This window comes from Variovorax sp. CCNWLW235, from assembly GCF_037204085.1.
GTDB lineage: Bacteria > Pseudomonadota > Gammaproteobacteria > Burkholderiales > Burkholderiaceae_C > Variovorax.
This window is the reverse complement of the sequence record NZ_JBBCBW010000038.1, coordinates 17788-35646: the sequence shown is the minus strand read 5'-3', so window position 1 is coordinate 35646 and position 17859 is coordinate 17788. Positions and strand designations below refer to the sequence as shown.

The window sequence follows — 17859 nt, the reverse complement described above, 5'->3', positions numbered from 1 at the left end:
GAAATAAAGGAGGAGCCGAAGGCGGGGGACATTCGCGGAGGGGAGTACCCGGTGGCCTTTGCACAAGCCCTGAACAAGAGCCCCTCAACAAGACAGCCCAGAATCAGAGCGCCCTGAACAAGAGCGCCTAAAACAACAACCTGGAGGAGTTACATCCCCACGTAGTTAGGCCCGCCGCCCCCCTCAGGCGTAACCCACACGATGTTCTGCGTCGGGTCCTTGATGTCGCAGGTCTTGCAGTGCACGCAGTTCTGCGCGTTGATCTGCAGGCGCTGCTTGCCGTCATCGGTGCCCACGAACTCGTACACACCAGCTGGGCAGTAGCGGCTTTCAGGACCCGCGAACTTCGAGAGGTTGATGTTCACCGGAACCGACGCATCCTTGAGCGTCAGGTGGGCCGGCTGCTGCTCCTCGTGATTGGTGTTGCTGATGAACACGCTCGACAGCCGGTCGAACGTGAGCTTGCCGTCCGGCTTCGGGTAGACGATGGGCTTGCACTCCGCCGCCGGCTTGAGATACATGTGGTCGGGCTTGTTGCGATGCAGCGTCCACGGAATGTTGCCCTTCAGCAGCCATTGTTCGATGCCGTTCATGAACGTGGCAATGCCCAGCCCCTTCTTGAACCAGGCCTTGAAGTTTCGCGCCTTCTTCAGCTCCGTGTAGAGCCAGCTCTTCTCGAACGCGGCCGGGTAGGCCGTGAGCTCGTCGTGCTGGCGGCCGGCCTGCACCGCGTCGAAGGCGGCTTCGGCGGCCAGCATGCCCGTCTTGATGGCGGCGTGGCTGCCCTTGATGCGGCTCACGTTCAGGTAGCCCGCTTCGCAGCCGACCAGCGCGCCGCCCGGGAACACCGTCTTGGGCAGCGACATCAGGCCGCCCGCCGTGATGGCGCGCGCGCCGTAGCCGATGCGCTTGGCCGGCTTGATGCCCTTGGCCTCGTCGCCTTCAAGGTACCAGCGGATATTGGGGTGCAGCTTCCAGCGCTGCATTTCCTCGAACGGGCTCAGGTAGGGGTTGCTGTAGTCCAGGCCCGTGATGAAGCCCATGGAGATCTTGTTGTCCTCCATGTGATAGAGGAACGCGCCACCGTAGGTGTCGCTCTTCATCGGCCAGCCGGCGGTGTGCAGCACAAAGCCCGGCTGGTGGCGCTTGGGGTCGATCTCCCACACTTCCTTCACGCCCAGGCCGTAGGTCTGCGGGTCCCGGCCTTCGTCGAGCTTGAACCTGGCGATGAGCTGGCGGCCCAGGTGGCCGCGCGCGCCTTCGGCAAACACCGTGTACTTGCCCAGCAGCTCCATGCCCAGCTGGAAGTTTTCGGTCGGCTCGCCGTCCTTGCCCACGCCCATGTTGCCGGTGGCCACGCCGCGCACCGACCCGTTTTCGTTGTAGAGCACCTCGGCCGCCGGAAAGCCCGGAAAAATTTCGACACCCAGGTTTTCGGCCTGCTGCGCCAGCCACTTGGTGAAGGCTCCCAGGCTGATGATGTAGTTGCCGTGGTTCTGGAAGCAGGCCGGCAGAAAGGCGTTGGGGGTGCGCAGGCCCGATTTTTCGCCCAGGAACACCATTGCGTCGTCGGTGACGGGCTGGTTCAGCGGAGCGCCTTGCTCCTTCCAGTCGGGCAGCAGCTCGTTCAGCGCGCGCGGGTCCATGATGGCGCCCGAGAGAATGTGCGCGCCCGGCTCGGAGCCCTTTTCGAGCACCACCACCGAGATTTCCTTTTCGTGCTGCGCGGCCAGCTGCTTGAGCCGGATGGCGGTCGACAGGCCGGCCGGGCCGCCGCCGACGACCACCACGTCATATTCCATGGATTCGCGGGGGCCGAACTGGGCGAGGATTTCGTCGTGGGTCATGTGGGTCTCGTCGATAATGATTTGAGGCTCGGACGCTTCGAGGGCGCGAAACATTTTATGTGGAGTGCAGGGCGTCACCTCGGCGACTCGGCAACGACTCAACAGGACCGCTTTTCATGGCTTACAGCATCGATCTTTCGGGCCGCGTGGCTTTCGTCACCGGCGCTTCCAGCGGGCTGGGCGCGCAGTTCGCAAAAACGCTGGCGCGCGCCGGCGCCGCGGTGGTGCTGGCCAGCCGGCGGGTCGAAAAGCTCAAGGAGCTGCGCGCCCGCATCGAGGGCGAGGGCGGCGACGCGCACGTGGTCGAACTCGACGTGACCGAAATCGGCAGCATCAAGGCCGCCGTGGCGCGCGCCGAAACCGAGGTGGGCCCCATCGACATCCTGGTCAACAACTCGGGCGTGAGCACCACCCAGCGCCTGCAGGACGTCACCCCCGACGACTACGACTACATCTTCGACACCAACGTGAAGGGCTCCTTCTTCGTGGCACAGGAAGTAGGCAAGCGCATGCTGGCGCGCGCCAAGGGCTCGGCGCCGGGCACCTACATCGGCGGGCGCATCATCAACATCGCCTCGGTGGCGGCGCTCAAGGTCATGCCGCAGATCGGCGCCTACTGCATGAGCAAGGCCGCCGTGGTGCAGATGACCAAGGCCATGGCGCTCGAGTGGGGTCGCTTCGGCATCAATGTGAACGCGCTGTGCCCCGGCTACATCACCACCGAGCTCAACGAGGACCACTGGGCCTCCGAAGGCGGCGCCAAGCTCGTGAGCATGCTGCCGCGCAAGCGCGTGGGCAAGCCTGAAGACCTGGACGGCCTCATCGTGCTGCTGGCCAGCGGCCAGAGCCATTTTGTGAACGGCGCGGTGATTGCCGCCGACGACGGGTTCGCGCTCTGACGCCGCGGGCCTGGGTTGGCATAGCCGCCGGGCCGCGCTGTTGTTCGTTCTTGGCATCCTCGCATCCATCAAGGCCCACCGATGAGAATCGAAATCCCCGAAAAGAAGAAGCTCGTGTATGAAATGTCGATCCCGATCCGCTGGGGCGACATGGACGCCATGGGGCACCTGAACAACGGCACCTACTTTCGCTACCTGGAAACGGCGCGCATCGACTGGATACATTCGCTCGGCATCGAGCCGACGCCGGGCGGCGAAGGCATGGTGATCGTCAATGCCTTCTGCAATTTCTACCGCCAGATCGAGTATCCCGGCAACGTGCTCATCAAGATGTACGTGAGCGACCCTGCGCGCACCACGTTCGAGAGCTGGGCCACCATGGCCCGCGCCGAGGCGCCCGACGTGGTCTGCGCCGCGGGCGGAGCGACCACGATCTGGGTCGACTTTCCCAAGCAGAAAGCGCTGCCCTTGCCCGACTGGCTGCGCGCGGTGGTGAGCGAGTAGGGCTCTGATGCGGCTGAAGAAGGCGCTCGCGCTTGCATGCCTGGCGTTCCTGGCCGGCTGGAGCCACGCGCAAAACACGGCCGCCCCGCGCGAATGTGCCGCCAACGCGCCTTTCCTGAGCGCCGATGCATTGAGAAAGACCGGCCTGGAGTCCCCGCTTTTCAAGCGCTATTGCTACACCGACAAATCCGGCAGCTACGCGCTGCTGCTCGGCGAAAAACAGGATCGCCCATTTCCCGAAGAGCTGCTGTCGTCGGCCATCCACGCCGCGCTCTACAAGGTGGACAGCGACAACATGCTCACCAGGCAATGGGCGATCCGCGACTTTGCGGGCGAGGAGGCGGTGGGCGTCAACTTTCGCACCAAGCTCTTTGAGCTTACGGATATCGACGGCGACGGCTTGGTCGACCCGGTCCTCGTGTACCGCTTTTTCGAACCGGAGGGCGACGGCCACGTCAATGTCGACCACTTCTCAGGCCGCGCAAAGATCATTGCCTTTCACCAAGGCCGCAAGGCGAGCATCCACGCCGTTACTGGGCAGCTCGACGGCCAGCGCAGGACGACCGGCAACAGCGGCTACTTCGCGTTGCCAAAGGCGCTGCAACGGCACCTGGTGAAGAAAATGGCCGCGATGTACAGCGCCCGCCAGTTCGGCTTCGACAACTCGTACGGATTCGCGCCGCAGAAAGAGCCCGCCGGGCGCTGACGCCCTGGCCTCAGGCCGGCGGCAGCACGATGCGCGCTTCGAAACCGCTGGCGGCACCCGCCGGCGGCGATGCCAGCTCAAGCCTTGCGTTGTGCTTTTCGACAATCGTGCCGACGATCGACAGGCCCAGTCCGTAGCCTGCTCGGTCCGAGCTGTGGCGCACATGGCGCTGCTGCAAGGAGGCGAGCTGCGCCGCGCTGGCGCCGGGCCCGAAGTCGCGCACCGCGAGCGTGCAGGGCGCCATCACCTCCACCACAACGCGGGCGCCGCCGCTGTAGCGCAGGGCGTTTTCGACCAGGTTGCGCAGCGCGATCGCAAGCGCGTCGACGTCGCCCACCGCCACCGGGGGCGCGCTGTCGGGCAGCTTGAGGTCGAGTCGTTCGTTGACCTGCGGATCGTTCCAGAATTCCTGCACCACCGCGCCGGCGAGCTGGACCAGGTCGACCCGCGAACGCGCGAGCGACGCGCCCGACTCGGCCCGCGACAGCTGCAGCAGCTTTTCGGTGCGGTGGCTGAGCATTTGCAGCGCATCGAGCGCGGCCTGCACATCGTTGCGCTGAAGGTCGTGCTCAAGCGCCGTCTGCAGGCGCAGCCGAGCCGCCGCCAGCGGCGTTCGCAGCTCGTGTGCGGCGTTGGCGGCCAGGGCGCGTTCGACATCGAGCGAATGCGACAGCCGCTCCAGCAGGCTGTTGACGTGGTCGCCCACGGAGCGCAATTCGCGCGGCAGTCCGGGCAGGGCAATGGGCCGCAGGTCGGAGCCGCTGCGCTTCTCGATCTCGCCCGCAAGCTGCTGCAGCACGCGCAGTTCGGTGCGGGCCACGTTGCGCAGCACCAGCGCCAGGAGCGGCAGCACTGCGCCAAGCGGAATGATCAGGCCGAAGAGCGTGCGGTTCAGCGCCGAGCGGCGCTCGTCCAGCGGATCGGCCACCTGGAAGTAGAGGGCCCGCGTGGGGTGCCGCACGGTATAGATGCGCCAGGTCTGGTTGTTGGCAAAGCCCGATGCCAGCGGAACGTCGAAGGCATTGGTGGGCGCCTCGGCCGAGCGCAGCAGCACCTGCTCGTGGATGTCGACCACCTGGTACTTCACGGCGTCCGCCGAAAACAGCTGCTTGGGCGCGATCAGCGGCGTTTCCGCGGGAGTGCCTGTCTGCTGCAGCTTGTCGAGCTCCTGCACCGCCATGTCGAACATGCGGTGCGACACCTCGACCAGTTCGTTGTCGAAGTTGTGGTTGATCTCGCGGTCCACATACCAGACCACGGCCAGCACGCACAGCAGCCACACGCCGCCGACCCAGACGATCAGGGTGCGCGTCAGCCGGCCGGCCAGCGTGTCGCGACCGCTGTTCGGAAATGGAGCGCTCATTCGTCGTCGCCCGCCGATGTCGACAGGCGGTAGCCGAGGCCGCGCAGTGTCTGGATGTGGCTCTTGCCCAGCTTGCGCCGCAAGCGGCTGATGAACACCTCGAGCGTGTTGCTGTCGGCCTCGTCGCCGAAGCCGTAGAGCGCGTCGGCCAGGTTTTCGCGGGTGTGGATGCGCTCGGGCCGGGTGGCCATCACGCGCAGCAGGGCCCACTCTTTCTGGGTCAGCACGACCGGATTCCCGTCCTTGCGGACCCGGTCTTGTGCCAGGTCGATTTCCAGCGTGCCGAGATGCAGCACCGGCGAACTGCTGGCGTTGCGCCGCCGCTCGACGGCGCGCAGCCGCGCCAGCAGCTCGGCCGGGTCGTAGGGCTTGATGAGGTAGTCGTCTGCGCCCGCATCGAGCCCGCGGATGCGGTCGGTCACCTGGTCGCGCGCGGTCAGCACGATGACGATGGGCGGCTCGCGCAGCGCGCGCACCTGCGGCAGCAGCGAAAGGCCGTCGCCGTCGCCCAGGTGCAGGTCGAGCAGCACGGCGGCGTATTGCACCGAGAGCAGGGCGCCGCGCGCTTCGGCAAGGCCGGGCGCCACGTCGACGACGAACGCCTTCGCGAGCAGATAGCTGCAGACGGCGTCTGCCAACGCACTGTCATCTTCGACAAGCAATATCCGCACGCGAGGGGGTCTTTCGAGAAAAAACGAAGTCTAGCGCCGACAGCGGTGCCGCCGCAGCCGGGTCAGCTTTCGTTCAGACCGCTTCAGGAACGGTTCAGGCCGCAAACGTAGGCTCAAGGGGTGTTTTCAGACCTGCTTTTCTGCTCATGACGCGTGCTCCGAACTTTTCGAATCCGTCGAACATCCGCCTTGGGGGGGTGACCCTTGTTGCACTGGTGCTCCTGCTGGCCTGGGATGCCACGGGCGGCGATCTCGCATTGGCGCGCCTGGCCGGCACGCCCATTGGTTTTCCGTGGCGCGACAACGCCTTTCTTGTCCGCGTGATGCATGAAAGCGCAAAGAACCTGAGCTGGCTGTGCGTGATTGCGCTCTTTGCCGCCATCCGCTGGCCTGTGGGCATCTTGCGGCGGCTGCCTGCCCGTGCGCGGGCGCAGCTGGCGTTCACGGTGCTGCTTTCCGTCATTGCAATCAGCCTGTTCAAGCATGCGAGCCATACGAGCTGCCCCTGGGACCTGAAGGAATTCGGCGGTGTGGCAAGCCATGTGTCGCACTGGGCGTGGAAGGTGTACGACGGCGGCCCGGGCGGATGTTTCCCGGCGGGCCATGCCTCCGCCGCCTTTGCCTACGCGGGTGGCTATTTCGTGCTGCGGCGCGTGTCGCCGCGCGCGGCCATTGCATGGCTATGCGTTTCGCTGGCCGCGGGATTGATGCTTGGCGTGTCGCAGCAGCTGCGCGGCGCGCACTACATGAGCCATACACTGTGGACGGCCTGGATCTGCTGGACCGTCGGTCTTGCCATCGAGCTGATCGCCGCGCCCCGCGGCACCCCCCTGCCGGCACCCGGGCCGGCCGCCTTGCATGCAGGCCCTTGATATCGCCCTGTTCGAGCTGATCAACGCGGGTGCCATGGCGCCGGCGTGGAGCATTCATTTCGCGCGCTTCGCCTCCAATGTGCTGCCGACCCTGCTGGCTCTCGCGGTCATGGGCGCGGCGGCGGTTGACCGGCGCCTGCGCTATGCCTTCTTTACCGCGCTGGTCAGCGTGCTGGTCGTCTGGGTCGTGGTGAACGTGTTCCGCTCGGTCATGCCATTCCAGCGGCCCGCGTTCTACGGGCTGGGCGAGCAGTGGGCGCCGCAGGGCGCGCGGCCGGGCTTTCCAAGCCTGCATGCCGCGGGCACCTTTGCCGCCGCGTTTGCGCTGTGGTGCCTGCCGTGGCGCGCGCCCATGATTGCGGCGCTGGTGGTGGCCGCCGTGGTCGGATGGAGCCGCGTGTTCCTGGGGCTGCACTTTCCGTTCGACGTGGTCGTTGGCGCCATGCTGGCGGCGCTGGTCGCGATCGTGGTCGAGCGCCGCGTCAGCCGCCCATTGAACCTGGCGCTCAGGGCCTACATGCGGCCCCGGCTGCGGGCAAGGCGAGCCCGCGCCTAGCCCGGGGGGCCTGCACGGGGCCCATTCTGAACGCCGGCTGAACGGGGCATTCAGGCTTCCTTCAGTTGCGCTTTCTACAGTCGGCGCATGTCATTTACGCGAATCGAGCCTGCGCCCGCACGGGGCATGGAACCGCCTGCAGCCAGCGCGCCTTACCTGGCGTTTGCACATGCGCTGTGGGCACGCATCGACATGTGGCTCGCACGGCCGCGCACGGCGCAACGGGTGGTGGTGTGGCTCGCCCTGTACCTTGCCGCCGCTGCCAACTGGCCGCTGTGGGACGAGCTAGCGCGCATCGGCGGCGCACCGAGCGCCTACCTGCCCACCACCGCAGCCATGGCGGTGCTCATGGTGTGCGCCACCGTGGCGCTGCTGTCCTTCACCGCATGGTCGCGCTGGATGAAGCCGCTGTGGTTTGCCGTGGTGCTGCTGGCAGCGTTTGTGCAGCACTACATGCTCGAGTACCGCGTGGTGATGGACCCGACCATGATCGCCAACGTGCTGCAGACCGACCCGAACGAAGCGCGCGACCTCATGAGCTGGCGCATGGCGTTTCATGTGCTGCTGGTCGTGCTGCTGCCGGGTGTTGCCCTCTGGCGCGCTCGCATCATGCCGATGCGCTTTGTCGGCAAGCTCTGGCGCAACGCGGCGCTGCTGGTGCTGGCCGTGGTGGTGGCCTTGGCGGCGGCCGTATCTATGAACCGCCAGCTCGCGCCGCTGATGCGCAACAACATCCACCTGCGCTACATGATGAACCCAGTGGCGAGCCTCTATTCGGCCGGCTCGGTGCTCATCAAGCCGCTGTTCAAGCGCAGCCGCAAGCTGATTCCCATCACCGCCGGCACGGCGCTGGGCGCGAGCTATGCCGGGCAGGCCCGGCCGCCGATGTTCGTGCTGGTGGTGGGCGAGACAGCCCGTGCCGACCACTTCGGCCTGAACGGCTACGCGCGCGACACCACGCCCGGGCTGGCCGCGCGGGGCGTGCTGAGCTACCGCGATGTGCATTCGTGCGGCACCAACACGCTGGCTTCGGTGCCGTGCATGTTCTCGCCGCTCGGCAAGCAAGGCTACGAATCGCGCAAGGACGACTACGAGAACCTGGTCGACGTGCTGCAGGCCGCCGGCCTGGCCGTTCTGTGGCTCGACAACCAGGCGGGCTGCAAGGATGTCTGCACGCGCATTCCGAATGCCTCGGCCTTCGACAGCCTTTCACCGGCGCAGAAGAGCGCGCTGTGCGACGGCGAGGAGTGCCTGGACGACGTCATGCTCAAGGGCCTGGATGCGCGCATCGCGGCGCTGCCGGCCGAGCGCCGCGCAAAGGGCGTGGTGCTGGTCATGCATCAGATGGGCAGCCACGGGCCGGCCTACTACAAGCGTTCGGCGCCGGAGGTGAAGCGCTTCCTGCCCGAATGCAAGACCAACGCGCTGGCGGAGTGCGGCCATGCGGAGCTGCAGAACGTGTACGACAACTCCATCGCCCAGACCGACCACTTCCTGAGCCAGACCATCGACTGGCTCAAGGCCCAGTCGGGGCGCTACGACCCGGCGCTGCTGTACGTGAGCGACCATGGCGAGTCGCTCGGCGAGTACGGCCTGTTCCTGCATGGCGTGCCCTACAGCTTTGCGCCGGAGGCCCAGAAGCACGTGCCTATGGTCACCTGGTTCAGCCAGGGCATGAGCGAGCGCCGCAAGCTCTCGACGCCGTGCATGGAAGCGGGGCTCGACACGCCGCTCACGCATGACAACCTCTATCACACGGTGCTCGGGCTGATGGACGTCGCCAATTCCACCTACAAGCCCGCGCTCGACGCGCTCGCGTCCTGCCGAAACAAGGCTTGAAGGATCGCGCTATTTCTTCTCGCGAGGCAGCCGCCCCATCAGGAAGAACTCGGGGTTCGGCTGCATGCCGCTGAAGCTCGCAAGGCGGTTGCTCAGGCCGAAGAAGGCCGTGATGGAGGCGATGTCCCAGATGTCCTCATCGTCGAAGCCGTGAGCATGCAATGCGCTGAAGTCCGCCTCGTCGACTTCGTGCGAGCGTTCGCACACCTTCATTGCAAAGTCGAGCATGGCGCGCTGGCGCGGCGTGATGTCGGCCTTGCGGTAGTTCACCGCCACCTGGTCGGCCACCAGCGGCTTCTTCTCGTAGATGCGCAGCAGCGCGCCGTGCGCCACCACGCAGTAGAGGCACTGGTTGGCCGCGCTGGTGGTGGTGACGATCATCTCGCGGTCGCCCTTGGTGAGCGAGCCTTCTTCCTTCAGCATCAGCGCGTCGTGATAAGCGAAGAAGGCGCGCCACTCGGCCGGGCGACGCGCCAGCGCAAGGAAAACGTTGGGCACGAAGCCGGCCTTCTCCTGCACCGCGAGGATGGCGGTGCGGATGTCTTCGGGCAGGTCTTTCAGCTCGGCAAGGGGATAGCGGTCGGCCATGTTTTGTCTCCTGAGGGCAGTGCCACGATCATAGGCAAGTCCCTCAAGAGCGGCTACCGCCCGCCACGGCCACGGGCCTACTTCAGCGCCTTGCCCTGCGTGGCACCCAGTGGCGTGTGCAGCTGCGAAGCCACCCACTGGCCCGTGTTGTCGTCACGGCCCTGCAGCAGGTAGCGCGTGTCGGGCTTGCCGTAGTTCTGCACCGCCACGGCCGAGAACTTGCCGATGTCGGTCTTCGGGTCGCGCAGGCGGTTCACGATCAGCACCTTCTTGGTGTCGGCAAAGTCGGCCATCATGTTCTGGTCGCCCTCGCTGTCGCCAGCAATGAAGCACGGACCATAGCCGTACTTGCTGACCAGAAAGCGCTGGATGTTCTTCGTCTTGCCGGGGCCCTGGGTCTGGTCGTAGCCACGGCGAAACTCCGGCTGGATGACGCCGCTGGCATCGCGCTCCAGCTCCATGGCCAGCACGCGTTCGGGCGGGTTGTTGTAGCCGAAAGCCGGGTTGGACGAAATCTCCTTGATCACGTCGACGAAGGACGCGGAGCACACCCACACATCGAAGCCCGCGTTGCGAAAGACGGCGTACAGCTCCTGCATTTCGGGCTGCAGCCGCAGGCCGTTCTTCCAGCTGACCGAAACCACCCCCGCCTGGCCGGGCAGTGCCGTGGGCGAGGTCCACTTCACCTTGGCCACCGGCTCCTTCAACTGCCACGCCACCGTTTCCGCCGTGAGCTTGCGCACCTGCGCTTCGGTCATGCCGACGAAGAGGTAGGTCACCCACGGGTAGGCCGTGTCGTGGTCGAAGGTGTCGCCAATGGCTTCGTAGAGATAGCGAACCTTGGTGGTGAACGCAATGTAGTGCGGGCTCAGCTTGACCGCCACGAGCGGCTGGGTGCCCTTGAGGCCGCTGTAGTTCTGGTAGAGCCACGTGTAGCTCGCCACGATGTCCGGCACCAGCAGATCGATGTTGACCGGCTTGCCCGCTGCATTGTTGTGCGCCGGAAGAAAGTCTTTCTTGGGAATGTTCTTGCGCAAGGCCACTTCGAGTTGCGCGGGCGTGGCGCCGAACACCAGGTTTTCGAGCTGGTAGATCAGCGAGGCTTCTTCGATGTCGAGGAACACGCTGGTGTTGTCCCAGTCGAAGACCACATAAGGCGGCTTGGCGGCGCGGTAGCCCGGGCTTCCCTTGCCGAGGCTTTCGATCAGGCCTTCGATCTGAGATCGGTTGAATGCATCCCAGCGGCCCGGCGACAGGCCTTTGGCGGGCGAAAGACTGGCGCAGCCGGTAGCGGCGAGCGCGGCGGCAAGCGGAGTGAGGAGGACGAGGCGGCGTTGCATGCGTTCCTTGTTGTTGTGCGGTTGTCGATGGGAAGCGCCGGGCGTATGCCGCGCCCGTGACACTTCCGCATCGACCTACGCATCAGCCGTGCCAGCTACGCGTGCATGCGTGCGTGCTGCTGCTCGATGAACGCCGCCACCCGGCGCACGAGAGCGCGGTTTCCCCCTGCCGCCTCGACGCTCGCCGCGGCCTGCACAGCAACGGTTTCTTCGGTGGTGCGGATGATCTCGTCCGCCTGCGCCATCGACAGTCCGAAATGGGAGGACGCGGCGCGTGCCAGTTCGAGGCTCGATGCGTGCTGCCCCGGAAGAATGGCCAGCTCCTGATAACCCGTGTGCCCGCCCAACTGCATGACGAGGTCGAAAGCCGGGGCCAGTCGCCAGAGGCCGTCTTCGCTTCGCAACGCGCCATGGTTCTTGACGTGGTCGTCGCTGTTACCCACCGACAGGTTGAACACCAGGCGGCGAAAAAGCTCGGCCAGGTCTGCTTGCGGCTGCGCGGAAATGCGCCGCAGCAACTGCGCCAGCTCGACATAGCTGCCCCGGCTGGATTCGTAGGGCACGTCGAGCAGTGCCGAAGCCGAGAGGTAGTGAAAGCGGCGTTCGTCGCCCACAGGCCCCACCCGGTCGAAGCGCTCGACCAGCAAGGCATGTCCTGCCGCAAGGGGTTGCAGCAGAAAAGGCGTAACTTCGATGCCGCAGGCATCGGCCAGCCAGAGCGTTGCCGCCTCGATCACTTCCACGTCGTGGTCGTCCCCACGCGATGCGAACTTGGCGATGCAGCGCCGGCCCTGGTGCACAAAGGCAGCCTTGGGGCGGGCGCCTCCCAGGCTGCCGCCGCGCAACAGCCTGTGCATGTCGGGGCCGATCTCGATTCCCGCTTCGATGCGGTGGGATGCTTCGGCGAGTTCCTCCAGCGAAAGCAGTGTCGATGGCGGTTCTTCACTTTCGATGGGCAGCGATTCGGCGAACACCATCGCGCCGATGCGGTCCTCGTTGGTGAGCAGCAACGCGTCGATGTCCGACAGCGGTTTGCCCTGGCGTATTTCGAGCACCTTGCGGCCCCAGCTGTCGGGCAGCGCATCGCGCAGCGTGAGCGGCATGGCGCCACCGTCGCGAATGCGGCGCTCGGGCAGCACAAAGGTCGCATCGCGCAGCGGCAGATGCTCGGGGTTGAGCGGTGCGGACGCCGGGGCTTCAAGATAGCGCCGCCCGTAGGCAAACTCGCCGGACTCCACCACGCCGCGGCGCGCCACCTTCATCAGGCCGGCCGGTTGCACCCGTTCACCGGTGCGGTGCGCAAGGCCGACGTAGATGCTTCGCTCGTCGACGGCGCTGTCAGAAGTCACGTTCGTCTTCCGCGATCTTGCCTGCTGGGCCTTCCGCCGCCGACCTGCGCACGCGGCGCTTCGCGGCCAGCGCTGCGGGGGCGGGGGCCACGTTGTCCATCGAATCGATCTCGCCAAAGAGCCACAACGCGTGGGCGAGCAGGCCGATGCTGGTGCCCGGTTTGCCGGATTCGAGTGCGCGCAGGGTGTTTGGCGAGCACAGCAACCGTTCGGCCATTTCGGCGATCGTCCATTCGCGATGGACCCTGTGCGCGCGAAGGCGCAGGCCGAGCCTTTCAAGAGGGTCGATGGTTTGCGAGGGCAGGGCGGAAAGGCTGTGGCTGCTTCTTGGCATCAATAAAATGACTATTAAACCGTTTAAAAGTCATTTTAATGCGTTTTTTGGCAGAGTGGAGTGCGTGTTATTCGGACAGTTCGGGCCTATGGGCGTCTTGCTGAAGCATTGCCAGATCGCTCTCGTCCTTGAGGCCGACGCCGGTCAGCCCTCTCTGCTGCGCCTCGTGCATCAGCCATGCCAGCTTGAACGCGGCGGCTTCGCAGGGTAGGCCTTCAGGGCGCACGTTCGAGATGCAGTTGCGCTCGGCATCGTGCCGGCCGCGCTTCGGCGAATGGGTCAGGTAGATGCCCAGGCTGTCGGGCGAGCTGAGGCCCGGGCGCTCGCCGATCAGCATGACCGAGAGCGCGGCGCCGAAGAGTTCGCCCACCTCGTCAGCCAGCGCAACGCGTGCTTGCGTGGCGATGACCACGGGGGAGAAGCGCGTTTCGGCCGGCAGATGCGAGCGCAACGCAGCCAGCAGCGGCGCCGCGTGGCGCGCCACTGCGAGTGAGGAAAGGCCGTCGCCGATGACCAGGCAGACATCGCATCCAGGCTTTGCCGCGGCGCGCAGGCGTTCCGCATCGGCAGGGTCGAGTTGCCGTCCGAGGTCGGGCCGGCGCAGGTAGGTGGTGCGATCTTCCGCACGGCTGCGGACGTGCAGCGTTTCCCAGTTCTGCTGGCGCAGCGTGGCTTCCAGTGCATCGACATCGAGCGCCGCATGGATGGCGTCGCGCGCCATGGCATGGGCCCACCCGAAGCGCAGCGTCTCGTCAGTCGGCATGCCGGCACCGGCACGGCCCAGCGCCAAGCGTGCGGGGGTGGCCGAGCGCCACTGGCCCCAAGGGTTTGGCGTGACGGAATCGCCGCTCATGGCGCGAGTGCGTTTAGCCCGCTCATGTCTGCCAGCAGGCGGTTGGCCGAAGGCGGTGCGAGTTGCCCCGCGGCATTGGTGATCTGCATGCGCTGCAGCCAGGCCTCGAATTCGGGCGCGCGCTTCAGGCCCAGCGTCTGCCGCAGGAACAGCGCGTCATGGAACGAGGTGCTCTGGTAGTTGAGCATCACGTCGTCGGCGCCCGGAATGCCCATGATGAAGTTGATGCCCGCGGTGCCCAGCAGCACCAGCAGGTTGTCCATGTCGTCCTGGTCGGCCTCGGCATGGTTGGTGTAGCAGATGTCGCAGCCGATGGGCAGCCCCAGCAGCTTGCCGCAGCAATGGTCTTCGAGCCCGGCGCGGATGATCTGCTTGCCGTCGAAAAGATATTCTGGGCCGATGAAGCCGACCACCGTGTTGATGAGGAGCGGCTTGTAGCGCCGCGCCAAGGCATAGGCGCGCACCTCGCAGGTCTGCTGGTCCACGCCGAAGTTGGCGTTGGCCGAGAGGGCGCTGCCCTGGCCCGTTTCGAAGTACATGACGTTGTTGCCGACCGTGCCCCGGTTCAGTGCCAGCGCCGCAGCGTAGGCTTCGTCGAGCAGCTCGGGGGTAATGCCGAAAGAGAGGTTCGCCTTCTCGGTGCCCGCGATCGACTGGAACACCAGGTCCACCGGCGCGCCGGCTTCCGCCAGCTTGAGCGTGTTGGTCACATGCGTGAGCACGCAGCTTTGCGTGGGAATCTCGAAGCGCTGGATCACTTCGTCGAGCATGTGCAGCAAACGCCCCAGCACCTGCATGCTGTCGGACACCGGGTTGAGTCCGATCACCGCATCGCCCGCGCCATAAAGCAAACCGTCGAGCGTGGAGGCGGCCACGCCACGCAGGTCGTCTGTCGGATGGTTGGGTTGCAGCCGCACGGCCAGGTGGCCGGGCAGGCCGATGGTGTCGCGAAACCGCGTGACCACGCTGCACTTCCTGGCGACCGAGACCAGGTCCTGGTTGCGCATGAGCTTGGACACGGCCGCCACCATCTCGGGCGTGAGGCCGGGCGCCAGCGCCGTCAGCGCTTCAGTGCTGGCCTGTTCCGACAGCAGCCAGTTGCGGAAGTCGCCCACCGTGAGATGCGACACCGGCGCAAAAGCCTGCGCGTCATGGCTGTCGACGATCAGGCGCGTGATGTTGTCGCTCTCGTAGGGAATCAGCGCTTCGTTCAGGAACTGCTTGAGCGGCGTTTCGGCCAGCACGTGGCGCGCCGCCATGCGCTGCTGCGCGGTGGCCGCGCCAATGCCCGCGAGATAGTCGCCCGAGCGCGCCGGGCTGGCCACGGCCATGACCTGCTTCAGGTCGTCGAATGCGAAGACCTGGCCGGTGATGGTGGTGCGGTAGCGCATCTTTCCTTCAGGCGGCCGGAGGCGATGAAAGCATCTCGTCGGGCGCCGCCGCCTTGCGCTGTGCAGAGGTCAAGAGAAAGTAGCCATAGGCCGCCGCCATCAGCACCAGGAACAGCAGCGTGAGCATGGCGTTGAACCACACCATGGCGCCGAGGCACACCACGCCAAGGCCGAGCGCAATGGCCGGAAACACCGGGTAGAAGGGGGCGCGGTAGGTGCGCAGCAGGTTGGGTTCGCTCTTGCGCAGCTTGAAGAGCGCGGCCATCGAGATCAGGTACATCACGATGGCGCCGAGCACCGCCATGGTCACGATGTTGGCGGTGAGCGTCTGGCCGCCGAACTGCACCCACTCGTCGCTGAAGATGGCCACCACGCCGATGACGCCGCCAGCCAGCAGCGCGCGGTGCGGCGTGTCGAAGCGAGGGCTCAGGCCGGCGAAGTAGCGCGGCAGGTAGCCCGCGCGCGCCAGCGCGAAGATCTGGCGCGAGTAGCCCATGATGATGCCGTGGAACGAGGCGACCAACCCGAACAGGCCGATCCACACCAGCATGTGCAGCCAGCCGCTGCTGTCGCCCACCACCGCCTTCATGGCTTGCGGCAGCGGGTCGTTGATGTTGGCGAGCTTGCGCCAGTCGCCCACGCCGCCCGCGAAGATCATCACGCCGAAGGCCAGCACCACCAACGTGACGATGCCTGTGGTGTAGGCGATGGGAATGGTGCGATGCGGGTCGCGCGCTTCTTCGGCCGCCATGGCTGCGCCTTCGATCGCCAGGAAGAACCAGATTGCGAATGGGATGGACGCAAAGATGCCCGAGACGGCCGCGCCGTTGAGCACGTTGCCGCCGGCCCAGCCGTTGGCAACGAAGTTGGCCATCGACCATCCCGGCGTGACCACGCCCATGAACACGAACAGCTCGAAGATCGCCAGCACCGTCACGAACAGTTCGAAGGCCGCCGCAATGCCGATGCCGATCCAGTTGAGCCCGATGAAGATCACATAGGCGCCCAGCGCAAACCACTTCGGGTTGATGCCCGGGAACTGCACGTTGAGGTAGGCGCCGATGGCCAGCGCAATGGCCGGCGGCGCAAAGACGAACTCGACCAGCGTGGCAAAGCCGGCCACGAAGCCGCCGGTCGGCCCGAAGGCGCGCCTTGCATAGGCAAAGGGGCCGCCCGCATGCGGAATGGCCGTCGAGAGCTCGGTAAAACTGAAGATGAACGTGGTGTACATGGTGGCCACCAGCACCGTGGCAACCAGAAAGCCGAGCGTGCCGGCCGTGTTCCAGCCGTAGCTCCAACCAAAGTATTCACCCGAAATGACGAGGCCCACCGCAATGCCCCAGAGCTGGATGGGGCCGAGCACCTTCTTCAGGTGGCCGGTGCCGGCCGGAACAGAGACGGCGACCGGGGTGGCTTCGATGGACTGCATGGAGCTTCCTCTTTTTTCGGATGTTGACAGTGCACATGCAGCAAAGCAAGGGCTGTTCCACCGCTCGCCATAATCATGCTTTTCCCATCCTTCCGAGGTATTCCGTGAAGTCCTTTTCTTCTTCGTCGCTCGTCTGTGCTGCTTTTCTTTCCGTGTGCGCCGTGTCCACCGCCTGGGCGCAGTCGGCCCCCGTTACCACGCCGAGCGGCCTGGTCTATCAATCGCTGAAGGAAGGCACCGGCGCCTCGCCGGCCGCAACCGATGTGGTCAAGGTGCACTACCGTGGCACCTTTCCCGATAGCGGCAAGGAGTTCGACAGCTCCTACAGCCGCGGCGAGCCCACCGAGTTTCCGCTCAACGGCGTGATCCCGTGCTGGACCGAGGGCGTGCAGAAGATGAAGCCGGGCGGCAAGGCCAAGCTCACCTGCCCGCCGGCCATTGCCTATGGCACGCGCGGCGCGGGCGGCGTGATTCCGCCGAACGCCACGCTCAACTTCGAAGTCGAGCTGGTGTCTGTGAAGAAGCGCTGATCGAGCCTAGATCTGCGCCATGCCGCCGTCGACGAAGAGCTCGGCGCCGTTCACGAAGCTGCTGTCGTCGGAGGCCAGGAACACCACGGCCTTGGCGATCTCGTCGGGCGTGCCGACGCGGCCAAGCGGAATGTTCTGCGCCTGTGAGTCGATGAAGCCCTTCACCTGCTCTGGCGTGAGGCCCAGCAGGTCATAGGCCGGGGTCGGCACGACGCCGGGGCTCACAGCGTTGACGCGGATGCCGGCATCCTTCAGGTCCACCGCCCAGCTGCGCGCAAAGCTGCGCACCGCCGCCTTGGTTGCGCTGTAGACGCTGAATGCGGGTGTGCCCTTGATGCTGGTGATCGATGCGTTTAGCACGATCGACGCGCCCTTGGGCATCAGCGGCAGCGCCTTCTGCACGGTGAAGAGCAGGCCGCGCACGTTGGTGCCGAAGATCTTGTCGAAATGCTCTTCGGTGATCTGCCCCAGCGGCAGCAGGCTGCCGCCGCCCGCATTGGCAAACAGCACGTCGAGGTGGCCTTTCTGTTCCTTGATGGTTGCGTAGAGCTTGTCGAGATCCGCGAGATTCGACACATCGCCGAGCACGCCCGTCACGTTGCGGCCGATGGTTTTTACGGCCTCATCGAGTTCAGCCTGGCGGCGGCCCGTGATGAAAACGTAGGCGCCTTCGGCCACAAAGCGTTGGGCGGTGGCCAGGCCGATGCCGCTGGTGCCGCCGGTGACGAGGGCGATCTTGTCGTTGAGCTTGGGTTGGGACATGGGTTCTTCCTTTGATTGCTTGCTGC

The 17859-nt window shown here is 65.7% G+C and carries 18 protein-coding genes; 7 read left to right on the top strand and 11 right to left on the bottom strand.

Translation table 11 applies throughout. From position 1 onward, the window contains the following. Nucleotides 1-149: 149 nt before the first annotated feature. Complete coding sequence (locus V9L21_RS25905; RefSeq protein WP_337315648.1) at nucleotides 150-1847, bottom strand: electron transfer flavoprotein-ubiquinone oxidoreductase; 1698 nt, start codon at nucleotides 1845-1847, stop codon at nucleotides 150-152. A gap of 116 nt (nucleotides 1848-1963) precedes the next feature. Here V9L21_RS25905 and V9L21_RS25900 point away from each other — a divergent pair, with 116 nt between their 5' ends. The 3 genes from V9L21_RS25900 to V9L21_RS25890 all read left to right on the top strand — a co-directional run bounded on the left by V9L21_RS25900 (nucleotide 1964) and on the right by V9L21_RS25890 (nucleotide 3956). Then, a complete protein-coding gene (locus tag V9L21_RS25900) occupies nucleotides 1964-2746 on the top strand; it encodes an SDR family oxidoreductase (RefSeq protein ID WP_157614560.1) in 783 nt (260 codons plus the stop codon). A gap of 81 nt (nucleotides 2747-2827) precedes the next feature. Then, on the top strand, nucleotides 2828-3250 hold the full coding sequence (locus V9L21_RS25895; RefSeq protein ID WP_126746799.1) for an acyl-CoA thioesterase: 423 nt from the start codon (nucleotides 2828-2830) through the stop codon (nucleotides 3248-3250). Nucleotides 3251-3257: 7 nt separating this feature from the next. Continuing rightward, a complete protein-coding gene (locus V9L21_RS25890; RefSeq protein ID WP_337315647.1) occupies nucleotides 3258-3956 on the top strand; it encodes a M949_RS01915 family surface polysaccharide biosynthesis protein in 699 nt (232 codons plus the stop codon). 10 nt (nucleotides 3957-3966) lie between these two features. Here the strand turns inward: V9L21_RS25890 and V9L21_RS25885 are convergent, their stop codons facing one another. Both V9L21_RS25885 and V9L21_RS25880 read right to left on the bottom strand, forming a co-directional pair. After that, nucleotides 3967-5319 carry a sensor histidine kinase gene (locus V9L21_RS25885; protein ID WP_337315646.1) on the bottom strand — a complete coding sequence of 451 codons (1353 nt, stop codon included), beginning with the start codon at nucleotides 5317-5319 and terminating at the stop codon, nucleotides 3967-3969. Further along, nucleotides 5316-5990 carry a response regulator transcription factor gene (locus V9L21_RS25880; protein WP_337315645.1) on the bottom strand — a complete coding sequence of 225 codons (675 nt, stop codon included), beginning with the start codon at nucleotides 5988-5990 and terminating at the stop codon, nucleotides 5316-5318. Before V9L21_RS25880 ends, V9L21_RS25885 begins: the two co-directional genes overlap by 4 nt. A gap of 146 nt (nucleotides 5991-6136) precedes the next feature. On the opposite strand from V9L21_RS25880, the gene V9L21_RS25875 reads away from it, so the two are divergent. The 3 genes from V9L21_RS25875 (at nucleotide 6137) to V9L21_RS25865 (ending at nucleotide 9257) form a co-directional block, all read left to right on the top strand. Next, the gene (locus V9L21_RS25875) at nucleotides 6137-6862 is read left to right on the top strand and encodes a phosphatase PAP2 family protein (RefSeq protein WP_337315644.1); all 726 of its coding nucleotides are present in this window, start codon (nucleotides 6137-6139) and stop codon (nucleotides 6860-6862) included. Further along, nucleotides 6849-7418 carry a phosphatase PAP2 family protein gene (locus V9L21_RS25870; RefSeq protein WP_337315643.1) on the top strand — a complete coding sequence of 190 codons (570 nt, stop codon included), beginning with the start codon at nucleotides 6849-6851 and terminating at the stop codon, nucleotides 7416-7418. Before V9L21_RS25875 ends, V9L21_RS25870 begins: the two co-directional genes overlap by 14 nt. 87 nt (nucleotides 7419-7505) lie before the next feature. Beyond that, nucleotides 7506-9257, top strand: a complete 1752-nt coding sequence (locus tag V9L21_RS25865; protein ID WP_337315642.1) for a phosphoethanolamine transferase — start codon at nucleotides 7506-7508, stop codon at nucleotides 9255-9257. A 9-nt stretch (nucleotides 9258-9266) separates the two neighbouring features. Here V9L21_RS25865 and V9L21_RS25860 read toward each other — a convergent pair whose 3' ends face one another. From V9L21_RS25860 to eat, 7 genes are all read right to left on the bottom strand, one after another. Then, a complete protein-coding gene (locus V9L21_RS25860; protein ID WP_337315641.1) occupies nucleotides 9267-9845 on the bottom strand; it encodes a peroxidase-related enzyme in 579 nt (192 codons plus the stop codon). 77 nt (nucleotides 9846-9922) lie between these two features. Next, complete coding sequence (locus V9L21_RS25855; protein ID WP_337315640.1) at nucleotides 9923-11185, bottom strand: HAD family hydrolase; 1263 nt, start codon at nucleotides 11183-11185, stop codon at nucleotides 9923-9925. Between the two features lie 95 nt (nucleotides 11186-11280). Next, the gene (locus V9L21_RS25850) at nucleotides 11281-12534 is read right to left on the bottom strand and encodes a type II toxin-antitoxin system HipA family toxin (protein WP_337315639.1); all 1254 of its coding nucleotides are present in this window, start codon (nucleotides 12532-12534) and stop codon (nucleotides 11281-11283) included. Continuing rightward, on the bottom strand, nucleotides 12524-12868 hold the full coding sequence (locus tag V9L21_RS25845; RefSeq protein ID WP_258507525.1) for a helix-turn-helix domain-containing protein: 345 nt from the start codon (nucleotides 12866-12868) through the stop codon (nucleotides 12524-12526). The genes V9L21_RS25850 and V9L21_RS25845 overlap by 11 nt, the downstream gene beginning before the upstream one ends. 67 nt (nucleotides 12869-12935) lie before the next feature. After that, nucleotides 12936-13721 (bottom strand): ethanolamine ammonia-lyase subunit EutC, encoded by a 786-nt coding sequence (gene eutC / locus V9L21_RS25840; RefSeq protein ID WP_337315638.1) that lies wholly within the window; start codon nucleotides 13719-13721, stop codon nucleotides 12936-12938. Next, nucleotides 13718-15112: an ethanolamine ammonia-lyase subunit EutB gene (locus V9L21_RS25835; RefSeq protein ID WP_337315637.1), complete on the bottom strand. Its 1395-nt coding sequence runs from the start codon at nucleotides 15110-15112 to the stop codon at nucleotides 13718-13720. The genes eutC and V9L21_RS25835 overlap by 4 nt, the downstream gene beginning before the upstream one ends. 7 nt (nucleotides 15113-15119) lie before the next feature. Further along, a complete protein-coding gene (eat, locus tag V9L21_RS25830) occupies nucleotides 15120-16541 on the bottom strand; it encodes an ethanolamine permease (RefSeq protein WP_337315636.1) in 1422 nt (473 codons plus the stop codon). A 104-nt stretch (nucleotides 16542-16645) separates the two neighbouring features. Here eat and V9L21_RS25825 point away from each other — a divergent pair, with 104 nt between their 5' ends. Beyond that, entirely contained in the window at nucleotides 16646-17071 is a 426-nt protein-coding gene (locus V9L21_RS25825; RefSeq protein ID WP_337296323.1) for an FKBP-type peptidyl-prolyl cis-trans isomerase, read from the top strand. Nucleotides 17072-17077: 6 nt separating this feature from the next. Here V9L21_RS25825 and V9L21_RS25820 read toward each other — a convergent pair whose 3' ends face one another. Continuing rightward, nucleotides 17078-17833 (bottom strand): glucose 1-dehydrogenase, encoded by a 756-nt coding sequence (locus V9L21_RS25820; protein ID WP_337315635.1) that lies wholly within the window; start codon nucleotides 17831-17833, stop codon nucleotides 17078-17080. Nucleotides 17834-17859: the final 26 nt, after the last annotated feature.

What these genes read in the sequence shown, in the direction of transcription:
- eutC (WP_337315638.1), bottom strand. Translation starts at nt 13,721, where the DNA reads ATGAGCGGCGATTCCGTCACGCCAAACCCTTGGGGCCAGTGGCGCTCG.
- V9L21_RS25900 (WP_157614560.1), top strand. Translation starts at nt 1,964, where the DNA reads ATGGCTTACAGCATCGATCTTTCGGGCCGCGTGGCTTTCGTCACCGGC.
- V9L21_RS25855 (WP_337315640.1), bottom strand. Translation starts at nt 11,185, where the DNA reads ATGCAACGCCGCCTCGTCCTCCTCACTCCGCTTGCCGCCGCGCTCGCC.
- V9L21_RS25845 (WP_258507525.1), bottom strand. Translation starts at nt 12,868, where the DNA reads ATGCCAAGAAGCAGCCACAGCCTTTCCGCCCTGCCCTCGCAAACCATC.
- V9L21_RS25895 (WP_126746799.1), top strand. Translation starts at nt 2,828, where the DNA reads ATGAGAATCGAAATCCCCGAAAAGAAGAAGCTCGTGTATGAAATGTCG.
- V9L21_RS25860 (WP_337315641.1), bottom strand. Translation starts at nt 9,845, where the DNA reads ATGGCCGACCGCTATCCCCTTGCCGAGCTGAAAGACCTGCCCGAAGAC.
- V9L21_RS25875 (WP_337315644.1), top strand. Translation starts at nt 6,137, where the DNA reads ATGACGCGTGCTCCGAACTTTTCGAATCCGTCGAACATCCGCCTTGGG.
- V9L21_RS25835 (WP_337315637.1), bottom strand. Translation starts at nt 15,112, where the DNA reads ATGCGCTACCGCACCACCATCACCGGCCAGGTCTTCGCATTCGACGAC.
- V9L21_RS25865 (WP_337315642.1), top strand. Translation starts at nt 7,506, where the DNA reads ATGTCATTTACGCGAATCGAGCCTGCGCCCGCACGGGGCATGGAACCG.
- V9L21_RS25905 (WP_337315648.1), bottom strand. Translation starts at nt 1,847, where the DNA reads ATGACCCACGACGAAATCCTCGCCCAGTTCGGCCCCCGCGAATCCATG.
- V9L21_RS25885 (WP_337315646.1), bottom strand. Translation starts at nt 5,319, where the DNA reads ATGAGCGCTCCATTTCCGAACAGCGGTCGCGACACGCTGGCCGGCCGG.
- V9L21_RS25870 (WP_337315643.1), top strand. Translation starts at nt 6,849, where the DNA reads ATGCAGGCCCTTGATATCGCCCTGTTCGAGCTGATCAACGCGGGTGCC.
- V9L21_RS25890 (WP_337315647.1), top strand. Translation starts at nt 3,258, where the DNA reads ATGCGGCTGAAGAAGGCGCTCGCGCTTGCATGCCTGGCGTTCCTGGCC.
- V9L21_RS25820 (WP_337315635.1), bottom strand. Translation starts at nt 17,833, where the DNA reads ATGTCCCAACCCAAGCTCAACGACAAGATCGCCCTCGTCACCGGCGGC.
- eat (WP_337315636.1), bottom strand. Translation starts at nt 16,541, where the DNA reads ATGCAGTCCATCGAAGCCACCCCGGTCGCCGTCTCTGTTCCGGCCGGC.